At 64.8% G+C, this 15,101-nt stretch carries 11 protein-coding genes; 4 read left to right on the top strand and 7 right to left on the bottom strand.

The features are described 5' to 3' along the window. Positions 1–11: 11 nt before the first annotated feature. The 4 genes from LB566_RS10065 to LB566_RS10050 form a co-directional block, all read right to left on the bottom strand. Positions 12–830 carry a class I SAM-dependent methyltransferase gene (locus tag LB566_RS10065; protein ID WP_224624299.1) on the bottom strand — a complete coding sequence of 273 codons (819 nt, stop codon included), beginning with the start codon at positions 828–830 and terminating at the stop codon, positions 12–14. 22 nt (positions 831–852) lie between these two features. Beyond that, positions 853–2,064, bottom strand: coding sequence for a GNAT family N-acetyltransferase (locus tag LB566_RS10060; protein WP_224624298.1), 1,212 nt, complete (start codon positions 2,062–2,064; stop codon positions 853–855). A 483-nt stretch (positions 2,065–2,547) separates the two neighbouring features. Then, positions 2,548–3,849 (bottom strand): hypothetical protein, encoded by a 1,302-nt coding sequence (locus tag LB566_RS10055; protein ID WP_224624297.1) that lies wholly within the window; start codon positions 3,847–3,849, stop codon positions 2,548–2,550. After that, positions 3,846–5,015 (bottom strand): glycosyltransferase, encoded by a 1,170-nt coding sequence (locus LB566_RS10050; protein WP_224624296.1) that lies wholly within the window; start codon positions 5,013–5,015, stop codon positions 3,846–3,848. The genes LB566_RS10055 and LB566_RS10050 overlap by 4 nt, the downstream gene beginning before the upstream one ends. Before the next feature lie 294 nt (positions 5,016–5,309). Between LB566_RS10050 and LB566_RS10045 the strand changes: the two genes are divergently transcribed. Then, positions 5,310–6,470 carry a DUF1972 domain-containing protein gene (locus LB566_RS10045; protein ID WP_224624295.1) on the top strand — a complete coding sequence of 387 codons (1,161 nt, stop codon included), beginning with the start codon at positions 5,310–5,312 and terminating at the stop codon, positions 6,468–6,470. Next, positions 6,467–7,726 (top strand): glycoside hydrolase family 5 protein, encoded by a 1,260-nt coding sequence (locus LB566_RS10040; protein ID WP_224624294.1) that lies wholly within the window; start codon positions 6,467–6,469, stop codon positions 7,724–7,726. The genes LB566_RS10045 and LB566_RS10040 overlap by 4 nt, the downstream gene beginning before the upstream one ends. A gap of 21 nt (positions 7,727–7,747) precedes the next feature. On the opposite strand, the gene LB566_RS10035 is transcribed toward LB566_RS10040, so the two are convergent. Further along, positions 7,748–8,617: an SDR family oxidoreductase gene (locus tag LB566_RS10035; protein ID WP_224624293.1), complete on the bottom strand. Its 870-nt coding sequence runs from the start codon at positions 8,615–8,617 to the stop codon at positions 7,748–7,750. Between the two features lie 103 nt (positions 8,618–8,720). On the opposite strand from LB566_RS10035, the gene LB566_RS10030 reads away from it, so the two are divergent. Then, positions 8,721–9,611: a LysR family transcriptional regulator gene (locus LB566_RS10030; RefSeq protein WP_224624292.1), complete on the top strand. Its 891-nt coding sequence runs from the start codon at positions 8,721–8,723 to the stop codon at positions 9,609–9,611. A 47-nt stretch (positions 9,612–9,658) separates the two neighbouring features. Here LB566_RS10030 and LB566_RS10025 read toward each other — a convergent pair whose 3' ends face one another. Both LB566_RS10025 and LB566_RS10020 read right to left on the bottom strand, forming a co-directional pair. Beyond that, entirely contained in the window at positions 9,659–11,029 is a 1,371-nt protein-coding gene (locus tag LB566_RS10025; protein WP_224624291.1) for a VpsF family polysaccharide biosynthesis protein, read from the bottom strand. Between the two features lies 1 nt (position 11,030). Then, complete coding sequence (locus tag LB566_RS10020) at positions 11,031–13,163, bottom strand: GumC family protein (protein ID WP_224624290.1); 2,133 nt, start codon at positions 13,161–13,163, stop codon at positions 11,031–11,033. A gap of 273 nt (positions 13,164–13,436) precedes the next feature. Between LB566_RS10020 and LB566_RS10015 the strand changes: the two genes are divergently transcribed. After that, a complete protein-coding gene (locus LB566_RS10015) occupies positions 13,437–14,939 on the top strand; it encodes a formyl transferase (protein ID WP_224624289.1) in 1,503 nt (500 codons plus the stop codon). Positions 14,940–15,101 lie beyond the last annotated feature (162 nt).

The following is a 15,101-nucleotide window of genomic DNA, read 5'->3' as shown; positions in this document are numbered from 1 at the left end:
AAAATCGCTCTTTATGATGGCCGGTAGTCGAAGATCGCGTAATCGATGGTCCGCACCGCGTCGAGAAAACGCGGCATGGGCGGCGTCACGCGTTGCTGGAAAGACCCGGCAGCGCGGATGGCGGGCTTCGCCCAGCCGATGGCCCTGTGGCTCGAACTGCCGTAAACGACGAGGCAGGGCCGCTTGTGCCGTTCCAGCGACGACATGAGATTGCCCAGCACGATTTCGAACACATCCCTGGAAAAGGGATTGTAGAAATAGACCAGCAGCGGCGTCGGCGGGAACTCATACGTCGCGGCATCCGCTTCGATGACCGCAATCTCGCGGCATTTCTGGGCCGGGCTCTTGTATCGCTCGATGTTGCGCCGGGCGATTGCGACGAGCTCCCGCGCGAACTCCACACCGACAATCGCGGCGAACGGGTAGTGCGACGCCAACAGGAGCGTGCGCGACTTGCCCGAACCGATATCGATGAAGGTGTAGTCTGCGAGATCGTCCGTCAGCCTGTCCATGATGAAGGCGAAGGATCTGGGCGACGTGCAGACGCATTCATTGCCCTGGTCCCGGTGCGGTCCGACGACATCGAGCGTGTCGAGCCGGATCGAACCCGCCGTGTCGACGCCATTGTCGCGATCCCACTGGCGCGCCAGCCGGTCGGCAACGAGATGGCGGATGTTGCGTGCGACGAAGCGGCCGCTTTCGCCGAGGCCATGCCGTCGCACGAGCCGGAACGGTTCGAGGATTCCTTGCTGCCGGACGAACCGCAGCGCCCTCGCGATGCGTCCCCTCGATCTGTCCTGCAAATCGATGCTGTGCGTTTCACGGTTCATTGCGGATCGGCTCGGTTGCCTGTCAGCGCAAGCGGCGCAGGCCGCGCACCAGGCCTTGGCCGGCCTTGAGCAGCCGCGGTTTGGAGCGAATGAAAAGCTCGATCCGGCAGCGCAGCGAAATATAGGCGGTGGCGCCCCATCCCCGCAGTGTCATCGACTGGCACAGTTCGGCCAGGACCGAACTGGTGGCGCCGATATGCTCCTTATAGCCCTGGCTGCCGACCGAAAGGTCGAAATAGTCGAAGCCGTGCCCGCGCCCCCACATCATCAGCTTGCCGAATGTCGTCAGTCCCGGCGGGGCAACGGCATTCTGGTCGATCCCGAGCAACAGGGTATGGAGAGTGCCTTTCCTGACCAATACATAGATGACGGCGAGCCAGGCTTCCCCTCCGCGCAATCCGAAGATGCGCACCGAGCCGTCGGAAAGGCCATGCAGCGCGGCATCTCGGTAGAAGTCGACGACGGGCTCCTGCGTCAAAAGGTCGAAACGGCCGAGCTCGCGAAACCGCTTCAGTCGCAGTTCAAGGAGCGTGTCAAAGAGCGTTTCCGTCAGCGCCGGCGTGTCGGCCTCGACCAGGCTCAGGCCGCCGCGCTTTTCGAGGCGGCGGCAATGCTTGTGAAAGCTCTTGGCGAAGGAGGGCCTGCAGATGCGCTTGATAAGCGTTTCCGGTTCGCCGTGCAGGATTAGGCCGGAGGTGATCTGGAGGGAATCGTGCGCCGCCGAAAGCAGCGCCAGAGGATTGGCGACTCGTTGGATCTGTTGCGGGATTCCCGAGATATGGATGCGATCCGCCGGTGGCAGCACGGCGCGGACTGCCGCCCATGCGGCGTCGGCGCCTTGCCTGGTCCACGCCCTGTCATCCGCCAGCAGCGGTGCCGAATAATCGCAGACGCCGCAGCTCAGCCATTCGATCACGGAGTGGCCCAGCGCCCGGCGTCGCATCAGCGGCAAAAGCATGACCGGCGCGCCCGTGGCGGCATCGTTGACCTCGACGACAAGCAGTTCCGCACCTTTGGGCATCAGTCGTTTGGCGATCCCCCCGACCCAAGCATAATGCTGATGCGCGGTGCACACGCCATCGGCCTGAAATCGCAGCCAGAGCGGCTTTACAGCGTCGAGGCTGGTGTGCAGCCGGGCTTTGAAGCGCGCGGCTGTACCGGCGCTGGCGGCAGTCGGGGACAATAACCCGTCGGATAGATCCGTGTTGGGAGCCGTTCCCGTGGCTTGCCACATGCTTCTCCTGTCCTCCCGGCCGGCCATAAACATCGTCCACGCAAGCAGTGTAAACCCCGCCAACTCAGGACCGCCTCGGGCAGCAGTGCGTTGGAGCGCACGAAAGCCACGGTTGCGGACTAATGGCAGTGCTTGCGATACCCCCGCATCGTAAACCACGGCAAAGTTCGGTCAGGACCAGACCTTTGGCGCCCATTATGTTCGTTGCTTTCGCCTACCGGCCGACGGCCGAAATAGTCGAACCTTTGCCCGCGTGCCCAGCTCGTCGACCTGCCATGAGGCCCGGTGAGACGTTGGGCACTTGCGCTCAAGTCGACCGCTAGCATCAAAGCATGAACGGTGCGTTGATGAACAATCAGAAATTGCACCGATCAGTCGTGCCATGTTGGGTCATTCGTGGAGACCACGCCGACGACAAACGGCAGGCCTCCTCGGGCAGCGCGTTCGTTACACTTTCACTGCCTCGCCTGCCACCCGTCTCTGCTACCGTTTTACCGGGGCGAACGGGACCGACCGCCGCCACCCGCCCAACCAGCTGTCGCGCTGCTGGTCCGGGTGCTCGATGTTCCATATACGGTAACGCGCGAAATGCCATGAAGCGGCAAGGACGAAGATTTCGGAAACCGCGGAACCCAATAGCGACCACGGCGGAGGCGCGATTGCCAGCAGGATTGCGATCAGCGCCAGCCCGACGATTGCGCCACCAGTCGTGATGAACGCGACGGTCCGGAAATCGCCGAGGATCTCAAGGATGATGCGAGGCATGACATAAAGCATGACCGGGATGAAATTCGCGATCACGAAAAGTCCGATGAATCCGACCGAGGCATCCTGGAGAGCCTGGGATTTTATCATCGGCAGGACGAATAGGATGGCACATCCATAGACGAGGCCACCGATCCCCATGACCAGTGACCAGATCTTCGCCTGCGCCCAGACACGGCTTGTTTCGTTGTTGCGCATCAGCTTCGCCAACTCCGGCTGCGTCATGTTGAAGAGAGCAAGGCTGACGATGCGCAGTGGGGCAAACAGCACGAGGACCGCCGCCAGCGGCGCGTAAGCGGCGGGTCCGGCAATGCCGGCGACCAGCAGGGCCAGGCATTGACCCTGGATGTTTGTGGTGGTCGCGCTGAACGCCGACCAGCGCAGCTGCGGCCAAAGCCTTGTATAGCGGCGGCGCGTCGGCATGCGGAAGCTGATGCGAGGTGTGCGGCGCGCCAGCCGAACCAGGACGACGATGCCGAGCAGATTTGCTGCCGCAAGCGCATAGAACACGGTTTGCAGCGCGTCCTTCGCCAACCACATGGTCAGTCCGGTCAGGATGATGCCGGTGATCGTGAAAGCGGCGTCGCTGATGGAGACGATCACCTGCTGGCGCCGAGCGAACAATGCCGTGCGCATGTGGCTGCGCAGCGACCATGCGCCGACGAAGCAGCCGGCGGCGATGCCGCTCGGATCGCCCAGCAGATGCATCAGGATCGCCGTGCCGACCGCCATCAGCAGCGACAGCACCAGCGCCGCGGTCCCGAAGGCCACGTCATGGGCATCGACACCGGCGCTGTTGGTGCTCTTGCCCATCCATATCGAGGCGGGGACGGCGGTGAGCGATCGGATGTACGACAGGCCGACGCCGCCCATCACCATGCCGATGGCGAAGAGACCGTAACCTTGCGCCGACAATATGTGCAGCAGCGCGATGTTGAGGGCAAAGTGAAAGCCGCTCTGCATCGCCTCGCCGCCGACCATCAGCACGAGCCGCCGCACCAGATGGACCGGGAATTTCACGGCCGGGTCTCCGCCTGGCGAGCGGTTGCCGGTCTGCCCGGCCTCGCTATCGTCACTTTCAGTTTGTCGGCGGCGATCGCGGCGATCGCCGCAGCTGCGACCGATTCGCTGAAGACGGTCTCGTAGCGCGCGCGGCCGGCGGCAACAAAACCACGCCAGGCCTCGGGCCGCAGGATGATCGCCTGCAATTTCGCGGCAAGAGCGGCGGCGTTGTTAGGCGGAACATGCCAGCCGGTCTCCCCGTCGCTGACCACCTCGACCAACCCGCCGATCGCCGATACCAGTGGCGGCCGGCCATAGGCCATCGCCTCGATTGCGACGCGGCCCAGCGATTCCGGGCGCCGCGACGGAACGGTGACGATGTCGGCCCAGCGGTAGTGTTGCGAGGGGTCCGGTATGAACGGCAGCACGCTGACGCGATCGGCCAATCCCATGGTGTTCACCAGCTCGGCCAAGGCCAGTTCGCGCTCGGTGCTTTCGAAGGCGCCGCCCACCAGCCGCACGTCGATGCGCGCGCGCAATTCCGGCGGCATCGAGGCGACCGCCTCGAGCAGCACTTCCTGGCCCTTGATCCTGTTGATGCGGCCGAGCAGCAGCACCCGCAACGGCCGGCTGCCGTCGTAGCGCATCGGCTCGGCCGCCGGCGGGCCGGCAACGCCATTATAGACCACATGCGTGCGTGAACGGCCGGCAATGCCGAAGGCGGCGCGCGTGGCGCGTGAATTGAAGATCAGGTCGGCATGGCTCCAGCGCATCAAAGCGACCAGGATCGTGCGCATGAAACCTTCGGGGATCTCGTGGATATGCAGGACAGCCTTGTGAGGCAGCAGGCGGGCGGCCAGAGCGTAGTCGGCCACGATCGAGGTGTTGACATAGACCAGGTCGCATTGCCTCAGACGTCGCCATGCCCGCCACAGGGCCAGCGGCAGGCGCGCCATCTCGACGGTCGCGAGGCGCAGGATGGCCTGGCGCCGCAACACCCAGAGCGGCTCGAAGACGATCCGGCTGGCATGCGGTTCGAGAATCTGCACGATCGGCCCGCTGCGCGGCAGCACGACTTCGATGTCGGCGGACGGAAACGCGGCCCGCAGGGCTGCGACACTCTCCGCGAAGCTTCGGTCGGAGCCATAGAGTTCGTAGCCCTGATGAACGCAGGAAATCCGCATCTTAATATCCCGCCAGGTTCACACCCCATCCTGCATCACGCGAGGCAGATGGCTGCCGAAGCCCAGGAGCAAGGATCATGCCCGGTCCGCTTTCCCAGGCCGTTTGGCCGAGGAATCCCCGCAACGCCTCGTTTCGGTACGGATACGCCCGGAAAGTTGACCGATAATGAAACAACCCCGGCGTTTGGTAAGAATTTTTTACGACGTTCTGCGACAGTTGCTCCCACTCTTGCCCGGCTGGAAGTTGCGGGGTGGGTTCTGGTGCAATGAACATTCCGGAAAGTCCCGTCGGCCATGACATCAAAGCCCTCCATCCTGATCCTGGGAACGCGCGGCATACCCGCGGCCCATGGCGGTTTTGAAACCTTCGCCGAGAAGCTGGCGCTTTTCCTCGCCGGACGCGGCTGGAGGGTCGGCGTCTACTGCCAGGACGAAGTCGAGCGGGTCGAACAAAGGGTGCGCAGCGAAACCTGGCGCGGCATCGAACTCATCCACATCCAGGTCGCCTCGAAAGGTCCACGCGCAACGCTGGAATTCGACTGGCAATGCGTGCGCGATGCCGTGCGGCGGCCCGGCGTGTGCCTCGTCCTGGGTTACAATGGCGCACTTTTCCTGACTTGGCTCAGGCTGATGCGGCGCAAGATCATGACCAATATGGACGGCATCGAATGGCGCCGCCCCAAATGGGGCCTGGCGGCGCGAAGCTGGTTCTGGCTCAACGAATGGATCGGCGCCTGGACCTCGCATCGCCTCGTCGCCGATCATCCTGTCATCGCCGATCATCTGGCGACACGCCGGCCACGCAGCGCGATCGTCACCATCCCCTATGGCGGCGATCCCGTGACGACGGCGCCGGAGGCACCGGTCAGGGCGCTCGGGCTCGAACCTGGAAAGTACCTGATCTCGATCGCGCGCATCGAGCCCGACAACAATATCCTGCCGATCGTCGAAGCCTTTTGCAGCAAAAAGCGCGACATGAAGCTGGTGGTGCTTGGAACGCTCTCGGATGAAATCCCCTATCACGCCGCCATTCGCAAGGCCGCGAACGGCTCGGTGGTTCTGCCCGGGGCCATCTATGACCAGGCGACAGTGAAGGCCCTGCGCTATCACGCGCGCGCCTATATGCATGGCCACACTGTCGGCGGCACCAACCCGTCATTGGTCGAGGCGCTGGCTGCCGGCAACATGGTGATCGCCCATGACAATCCCTACAACAGGTGGACCGCGGGCGCCGCCGCCCTCTATTTCACCGATATCGGCACTTGCGCCGGCCGGATCGATCGGGCCATCGAAGACAACGCCCTGGTCGAGAGTTGCGGTGAGGCCGCCAGGACGCGCGCCCGCGAAGCCTTCCGCTGGGAAGACGTGCTGCTGGCCTATGAGAATGAAGCCTTCCGGCTGCTCGGCGTCGTCGCCGGCGAGGCCGTCCCGGTCGACCATCCTTCGCACGCATGACGACGTGGTCGCGCCGGCGGCTTCTCGGAGCGGCGCTGTCCACGGCGGCGTTGTTCGCGCCGCTTCCTCCCGTGTCGTCCAGCCTGGCCGCCACCGGCGAATGGCGCTTCCGGCGCGGCGTCAACGCCTTCCCCTGGTTCTCGCTGACGCGTGAATTCCCCGCACCCCGTACCGACTACGACTGGCCTCCATTCCAGCAGCGGCCGGTCCCGACGGCGGCCGATCTGCGCCGGCTGCGCGCGACGGGTCTCGATTTCATCCGCCTGCCGGTCGATCCCGGCCCGTTCCTGGCCGGCGATGCCGGCACGCGCGGCCGTTTGCTGGCGATGCTCGATCGGGCCGTCACCGGCGCCCTCGACGCCGACCTCGGCATCATCGTCAACGTGCAGGCCAATAGCGCCACCCATTATTGGAATCCGGACCGCATGGTCTCCAGCACCGCCGCGCCCGCCTTCGATCTCTATCGCACGCTGATCGGCGAGCTTGCCGGCCGGCTGGCGCGGTTTCCATCGGGCAAGGTCGCGCTGGAGCCGGTCAACGAGCCGCAGCAATCCTGCGAGTCCAACGTCTGGTCGCAGGTCCAGCTCGCGCTCCTGACCGAAGCCAGGGCATCGTCCGCTACCCTGCCGCTGATCGTGACCGGTGGCTGCGGCTCTATGGTGAGCGGGCTGACCGCGCTCGATCCGGCGCCGCTCTCGCCCTTCGAACCGATCCTGTTCACCTTCCATTTCTACGAGCCCTATCTGTTCAGCCACCAGGGCGCGCCCTGGATGGACGAACCCGTCTACCGCTCGCTCAATAACGTGCCGTGGCCCGCCTCGGCCGGGTCGCTCGAGGCGACGCTGGCTTCGGTGCGGGCACGCATGGCCGAGGACACCGAAACCTCCGAAGCGGACAAGAAAGCCGCCTACACGGAAACCGAGCGCGTGCTGAAGGTCTATTTTGACGCCCGGCCCGACCGCTGGTTCATCGACAAATATCTTAGCCAGGCGCGCGATTGGGCCGATAGCCATGACATCGCGCCCGAACGCATTGTCATGGGCGAGTTCGGCGCACTGCGCACCGACGCCCGCTATGTCGCCGCGCCCAATCCCGACCGCGCCCGCTACATCGCCGACGTCAGGCAAAGCGCCGAGTCGTTCGGCTTTGCCTGGGCCTTCTGGGCCCTCTTCGACGGCATGGGCATGATGGACGACACAACGCGCGCGCTGGACCCGGAGATAGTGGAGGCGCTTGGTCTGACGATGCCGGGCTAGACAGCGCATCCCGATAGCCTGTCAGGCGGACGCAGCGATTTCCGCGGCGAAGTCGCGATATGGGTGCAGTGGGCGTCCGAGCAACTCAGTCAGGCGCTCGACGTCGCCGGCCGCAGGCAGCATCCCGTCGGTGAAGAAGCGCTCGCCCATCAGGCGCATGTCGTAGGCCATCCAGGCGGGCAAGAACTGCCTGAGATTTTGCTCGAAGCCTTCGGCATTGTCGCCGCCGTAGTTGATCGGGCAGGCGAGCACGTCCGACCAGATTGCGGCAATATCCGTCCCGGTCAGCGTCTCTGGGCCGACGAGGTTGATCCGGTCGAGCGCAAGCGGCTTCGTGGACTGTTCGCGGCGCAGCAGCTCAAGGGCGGCGATCTCGGCGATATCACGCACGTCGATCATGGCGAGGCCCTTGGCGCCGATCGGCATTGGGTAGGTGCCGTAGCCGGTGATGACGTCTTTGATCATCAGATCGTTCTGAATGAAGTAGGCCGGGCGCAAGATCGTAGCCTTGAAGTCCATCTGCTCGATCATGCGCTCGACGCCGAACTTGCCCGCGAAATGGGGCACGTTCACGTAGACGTCAGCGTGGATCACCGACAAATAGACGATCCGCTCGATGCCGGCAGATCGGGCGACGTTGAGCGCGATCAAAGCTTGCGTGAATTCGTCCGGTACCACGGCGTTCAAGAGGAACAGAGTGGAGACGCCAGACATGGCTTTGCGCAGGGAATCGACATCGAGAAAGTCGCCTTGCACGACGGAGACGCCTGCCGGGAAGTTGGCTTTCGACGGATCGCGGACGAGAGCACGTACATCGGCGTCGCGCTTGACGAGCTGTTCGACGACTTGGCGGCCAATGTTGCCCGTGGCCCCGGTAACGAGAATGGTCATGAAATTTCTCCTGTTGGATTGCTTGACACCTCCAATGTGTGTGGCTCACTAACTGTCCAACAGGCGGAAATTTTAGACACGTCGTCTCACTGGTGGAACACCCATGGACCTCCTTGCCCTCGCCGATTTCAATCTCGTCGCCCGGCATGGCGGCTTCGGCAAAGCGGCAAGGGCCACCGGCCGGCCCAAGGCAACCTTGTCCCGGCGCGTTGGAGAACTGGAAAGCAGCCTTGACCTGCGCCTGTTTGAACGCGGTGCGCGTAACCTGAAGCTCACCGAAGAAGGACGGGCGCTCTTCGAGCGGACGGGAGCGTTGCTCGCCGAACTGGACGAGACGGCTTCGGCGATTGCCTCAGGCGGTCAGAGGCCCAGGGGGAGACTGCGGATCAGCGCGCCTTTGCATTTTTCGCAGACCGCAATGGGCAGGATCGCTGCGGGGTTCGCCCTCAAATATCCTGAGGTGAGGCTGGAGGTCACGACCGAGGACCGGCCCGTGGACATGATCGAGGAAGGCTACGACCTGGTAGTCCGGGTCAATCCGGATCCCGATGAAAGCCTGGTCGGACGGGCGTTTGTCCGCGACCGTCTGGTCGTCGTGGCGAGACCCGACCTTCCTCGCCCGGCCGGCGGACTGGCCGCTCCTGGCGTTGCGCGCGGGGCAGGCGATCGGCAAACATGGCACGTGAAGACACAAGATGGCCGGTCAACGATCAGGATCGAGCCGGTCCTCGCTTTGTCCACACTCATCATGGTCCGGGACGCGGTGCGGGCCGGCGTCGGTGCGGCACGTCTTCCCATTTCATTGGTGAGCCACGACCTGGCTGACGGCACACTGGTAAGTTGGGGGGATATCGACGGCCCCGAGATCGCACTATGGACGCTCTACCCATCTCGACGGCTGCTCAGCGCGCGAGTGTCGGCGTTCATGGACTTTCTAAAGCAGGCCTTCCCAAACGGGACGCCCGACGAACTCGCCGCCTATATTGGCAGGTGACGACCGTACCCGCTTTCGGGCGTGGAAAGTCCTAAGGGGATCAGCCTCTAACGGCGGAGAGGCTGCGCTCTTCGCTGGTCGTCTCCAATTGCGCGCACTGGCTGCGCCTTTTGCCGCGCCACCGCCCGCGTCGGCCGGTAGAGCACCAGCGCCAGCACCACGAATTTGGTCAATAGCGTCGTCTTGGAGGCGAGGGTCTCGGAGGTGTTGAGCAGGATCAGCCAACCCAGCATGGGCAGCCAGATGCCGGGATGGCAGCGGCGTGCCACTTCATGCATGAACAGCACGAAGCCGAACAGCATGAGCAGGGTAAAGAAGGCGCCCTGATAGAGCACCATGCGTATGATCGGGTTCTCGATGCCTTGTTCCAGGCCGTTGATGCGGCGCATGCTTTCGATCAGATCGATATCAGGCCCCACGATCAGGTCGCCCAGCCCGAGATTCTTGAAGAGGTCGAACATTTCGACGCGGGCATTGGCGCTGCCGCTGTCGGACACGAAGCGTTCCAGCAGCGCGTCGAAGAAGCCGTAGGAAAAGAGAAGGGCGACCGCCACCGGCAATAGCGTGGCGAGCAGGACCGCAAGGGCCGCGCCCAGCAGGCTGACGCGTCCATGCCGCAAATAGGCCACGCCGCTGAAAAGCAGATAGATGCCGCCGAGCGCGAGCGTCGTCACCATCGCCGAGCGTCCGCCGAAGGCGACCAGCGCCGCGGTTTGCAGGCCGATCAGCGCAAGCCGCAGCGGCATCGACAGCGACCGTGAGCCGGAGAGCAGCGCCAGCACATAGACCGCGGTGATCGTGGCATTGGCCAGCGGATGGCCCTGAAGCGCGGTCGAGCGCAGGTCGGTGAACACCTCGCCGTCGAGCCTGTAGGGAAACACCAGCGTCTTGGTCGCGAACTCGAACAGCGCCAGCAGCGCATTCGCCGACATCACCGCGTGAACGACCGTCTGGAGCCGCGCGAAGGTCCGTTCGTCGTCCTCGGCCAGCATCAGCACCAGCAGCGCCGCCGCCACGAACGTATCGACCATGCCCGCCATGCCCGGCCGATGCCTGACGACGACCACCACCAGGAGCACGATCGAGATGACCGCCATCAGCGCGCTGGCCGGCCGCCGGTCGGCAACGGCAGCCATATAGCCGACCGGATTGCCGAACGTACACGCACGCCAGGCAAACACCATTACCAGGAGATAGGTCGACGGATGGATCTTGGTGGCCGGACTGCCGAGCAGGCCGTCGTAATTGTAGCCCACCAGCCATAGCATGCCGCCGGAAACGGCAAACAGCACCGCCACCGTGACCACCAGGCCGAAGCGGGTCACCCAGTCGACGGAACCGCCGGCGCGGGATGCGGCGGCGGCTTGACCCTGCGCGGCCCAGCCGGCTGCCGGGCTGGCGGGCCGGACTGCGGCCATGTCAGGCCGCCTCGTCGACCAGCAAGGCGCCAGTCGGCAACCGCCCCATGACGGAAATGGCTTGCGAGGCCGCCGCGACATCGCGCATCGGCGTCGAGTTCAGCGTGGCGACGAGCAGGATTTCGTCGGCCATCGCTACCAGCGGCGAGGCATTGAGATTGTCGGCCAGCGCGCCGCCATCGATGACGACGAGTTCGAAGTTGCGGCCCGCCTGGGCCAACATCTGCTGGGCAAAATAGACGCCCTGCGCTTCCTGGAAGACGGCCTTTGACCGGCCCCTGCCCAAAAGCGCGACATTGCTGCCGGGCGTATACTGGCTCAACGCCTCGATGCCGTATTCGCCGCGCAGCACGTCGAGCACGCCCGGCTGCTGATCTTTCTGGCCGCCGCCGGCATTGGTATCGATGAACAGGATACGGCCGCCCCGGGCTGCCGCGGCATTGGCCAGCAAGCGCGCCACCCTGCCGCGATGCGCGGCGTCCTCGGGCGGCGACGTCACCAGTATGGACGGCACCAGCGGCCAGTCCGGCGGACGCCGGCCCGACGAGAACATGCGCCTCAGCGCCAGCCCTACAACCGCGTCCGTCTTCTGGCTCGCCGCGGCGGCCGTGCCGCCGAAAGGCCACCAGCGACGGGCGTTGCCCGATTTTGCCGGCACCACGCCAAGCACCGGCGCGTCGATGGCCGATTGCATCTGCGCGCTGGAAAGCACCGTGGGCGAGGAATATTCCGCGATCAGCGCCAGGCCGGTGCCGAGACCCAGGCCGCCGAAGAGCGCGCCCAGGACAAGCAGCGACAGCGGCGGCCAGCTCTTCTTCAGGGCCGGCATGGCGCTGGAGATGATCCGCGCATTGGTGCTGTCGACATTGATCTGCTCGCGCGTCTCCTGCACACGCTGCAGATAGTTGGCATAGACGGAGCGGACGGCCTCGAGATCGCGCTGCAACTCGCGCAGCCTGACCGAAGCCTGGTCCGTATCGAGCGACTTGGCCTTCATGCCGGCGACCTTGGCCTCCAGCGCCTGCTGGTTGGCCAACGCCCGCTCGTAGTCGGTCTCGGCAGCCGCCCCGATGCGGCCGAGCTCTCGCGCGATCAGCGCACGCGTGTCGCGCAGCTGCTGCTGCGCCGCGATCATCGAGGGATGGCGTGGCCCAAGTTCCGTGCCGAACTGCGATACCTTGTCGACAAGCGTCGCCTCCTGCGCCCTGAGGCTCGAAATCACCGAGGAGCGCATCGCTTCCGAGGTCGCGTCCGGCGCCCCGCCCGACCTGCGCAATTGGTCGACCTGCGCCTTCAGCGCCGCGGTGCGGCTTTGCGCCGCCGAAAGCTGCGTATTGAGCTCGGTCAGTTCCTGGTCGCTGACCAGATTGCCCGCCGCCATCACCATGTTGTTGGCGGACCTATAGGCCTCGACGGCATTCTCGGCCTGCTGGACGCGCTTGCGCTGCTCATCCAGTCGCGCGGCGATGGCGTCCGAAGCGTCCTTGGCCATCCGCGCGCGTGAGCTCGCCTGATCCGCCAGGTAGGCCTGCGCGATCGCATTGGCCAGCATCGCCGATTTCTCGGCATTCTTGGTGGTGATGATGACCTCGATGACCAGCACCTTGTCCGCTCGCCGCACCGCCAGACGTGCGCGCAACGCATCGAGCGTCTTGGCCGTCTTGTCGGCTTCGCCCGACCCCGAACCCAGCAATCCGCCGAGTAAGCGTCCCAGCATGCCCTGCCCGTTGAATTCAGGATCCTCGGTCAGGTTGGTCGCCTTGATGGCCCTGAGCAGCACCCCCGTCGACTGGACGACGCTGACCTGGCTTTCCACACGGGTTATGCCGCCGTCGGGCGGCACCTGGCTCGGATTGACGTCGTTGCTGACCACCTGCAGGTCTTGCGGATCGATGATGATTTCCGCCGCCGAGCTGTAGAGCGCCGGCGTCAAAAGCCCATAGAGCAATGCGCCGAGGGTCAGCAGCGCGGTGATGGCAAAGATGAGGAAACGGCGGCGCACCAATATGCGCCTCAGGTCGCCCAGCTCGACGGTCGAGGCCGGGTAGGACGGCGCCGTCGGAACCGCTTCGGGAGCGTATTGCATCGCCTCCGGAGCGTATTGTTGCGGCAACGAGAGCAGGGATGATTGCAAGGGTCGCTCCGACAACACTCCATGCGCCTGCAAAGATCAAATTGCGGCTTTGTCTTAGCTATGCTTCCAACTGTTAAAACACTGTTAATTATATTGAGAGCTCTTGTGATTTTTGGCACGGAGTTTGCCTAGGAGTGGCACGGGGGTGTTGACACGGCGCGGGCAGCGGGGAAACGACATGGAATGGGGCAATGCGTCACCAGTCCGGCCGTTTCCCGCGCCCAAGATCGAACACCGGCCCAATATCGAACATCACAACGATGAGGATGCGACATGCAGGTGAGCCTGCGCCTGGACAGCGAATGCCCGCGTGCCTTTCACCTGACGCTGCTGGAGCGTCTCGCGGCGCTGGCGCATGTCGAGGTCTTCATCGATCTCAGGCCGGCCGAGGGCGCCATACCACCCAGCGCCGCGGCGCTGTTTCAGCTGGAGACGGCCATCCATGGTCTGCCCGCGAACGGGCTGGCAAAACGCCTGCCGCTTTCGGCGCTCGCGCCCTATCGGGCGCCGCCGGTTGGGCCCGATCTGGTGATCGACCTCTGCGGCGACGTGCAGCGCGAAGGAACGCGCGTCTGGCGCGTGACCTATGACGGCGCCGCGGGCGAAGCGGCCCTGCTGGCGCTGATCCTCGATGGGCGAACGCCGATTGCCCGTATAGAGGAAAACGGCGCGAACGTCGCCGAAGGCCGCCTGGGCACCGAATATGGCGGCATCGCGCTTGCCTCGTTCCAGGATATGCTGGCGCGCACCGCGAGCCTGATCCTGGCGGCGATGACCGGCGCGGCGCGGCACGCTCTCCCTGTCCTGCCGGAGCCGGCGCACGGCAACGCCGCGCCCGCCATGCCGTCCGCCGCCAAGCTTGGCATTAGAGCCGGTAAGGCACTGGCGCGGCGCGTCGTCCAGAAGATCTATCATCTCTGCTACAACGCCCCGCACTGGAAGGTCGGCTGGCGGCAAACGCAGGGGCAGGATCTGCTCGACCTGCGCGCGCATCCGGCAACGGGCTGGCAGGTGCTGCCCGACGACGGCAGCCGCTTCTATGCCGACCCGTTCCCGATCCTGCATCAGGGCAAGGTGACCCTGTTCGTCGAGGACTATATCCACCGTCTGGGCCGGGCCATCATTTCCGCCGTGCCGTTCGGCCCGTCGGGGCCGATCGGCCGCCCGGAACCGGTGCTCGACCTGCCCTACCACCTGTCCTATCCGTTCGTCTTCGAGCGCGACGGCGAAGTCTGGATGGTGCCGGAGAGCTGCGCCAACCGCACGGTCGACCTCTACCGCGCCACCGCCTTCCCTGGTGGCTGGGTCAAGGAAGCGACGCTGCTGTCAGATATCGTCGCCAGCGACGCCACCCTGGTCGAGCATGGTGGACGATGGTGGCTGTTCGCCACCGTCAGGGACGGCGGCGGCGCGTTTTCCGATGCGCTGCATCTGTGGTCGGCGCCGGACTTTCGCGGGCCGTGGACGCCGCACCCCAAGAACCCCGTGCTGATCGACATCGCCTCGGCGCGGCCGGCGGGCCGCATGGTCGAACGCGACGGCCAATTGCTGCGCCCCGTGCAGGACTGCCGCAGGAGTTATGGCGCGGCGCTCGGCATCGCACGCATTGTTCACCTCGATTTGGACGGCATGAGCCAGGCTGTCGAAACCATCTTGACGCCTGGCGCGCTATGGAGCGGACGCAAGCTGCACACGCTCAACGAGGCGGGCGGCCTTGAATTCATCGACGGTTCCGCGATCGCACCGCGCTGGAAGCAAAGGAACGGCAGGCGCTGACGACGGCCTGCGCATAAGCTCGATACGGCCCTCCGGCAAAAAGCCCCGCCAGTCAAGGCCGGCGGGGTGAGGCTCTGGAGTAAGCCGGAATCGGTCCGGCATGGATCAACGTATGGCGCGAAGGTTGGTTGCGGCGCCAGAAGCGCATTCCCTTCCCCCCTT

This window comes from Mesorhizobium sp. CA13 (assembly GCF_020165235.1).
In the GTDB taxonomy this organism is placed as follows: domain Bacteria; phylum Pseudomonadota; class Alphaproteobacteria; order Rhizobiales; family Rhizobiaceae; genus Mesorhizobium.
Note: the sequence above shows the minus strand (reverse complement) of the source record. Positions and strands in the feature narration are given on the sequence as shown.

Coding starts and splice junctions, on each gene's coding strand:
- LB566_RS10065 (WP_224624299.1), bottom strand. CDS start 830: ATGAACCGTGAAACGCACAGCATCGATTTGCAGGACAGATCGAGGGGA.
- LB566_RS10060 (WP_224624298.1), bottom strand. CDS start 2,064: ATGTGGCAAGCCACGGGAACGGCTCCCAACACGGATCTATCCGACGGG.
- LB566_RS10050 (WP_224624296.1), bottom strand. CDS start 5,015: ATGCGGATTTCCTGCGTTCATCAGGGCTACGAACTCTATGGCTCCGAC.
- LB566_RS10045 (WP_224624295.1), top strand. CDS start 5,310: ATGACATCAAAGCCCTCCATCCTGATCCTGGGAACGCGCGGCATACCC.
- LB566_RS10040 (WP_224624294.1), top strand. CDS start 6,467: ATGACGACGTGGTCGCGCCGGCGGCTTCTCGGAGCGGCGCTGTCCACG.
- LB566_RS10035 (WP_224624293.1), bottom strand. CDS start 8,617: ATGACCATTCTCGTTACCGGGGCCACGGGCAACATTGGCCGCCAAGTC.
- LB566_RS10030 (WP_224624292.1), top strand. CDS start 8,721: ATGGACCTCCTTGCCCTCGCCGATTTCAATCTCGTCGCCCGGCATGGC.
- LB566_RS10025 (WP_224624291.1), bottom strand. CDS start 11,029: ATGGCCGCAGTCCGGCCCGCCAGCCCGGCAGCCGGCTGGGCCGCGCAG.
- LB566_RS10015 (WP_224624289.1), top strand. CDS start 13,437: ATGCAGGTGAGCCTGCGCCTGGACAGCGAATGCCCGCGTGCCTTTCAC.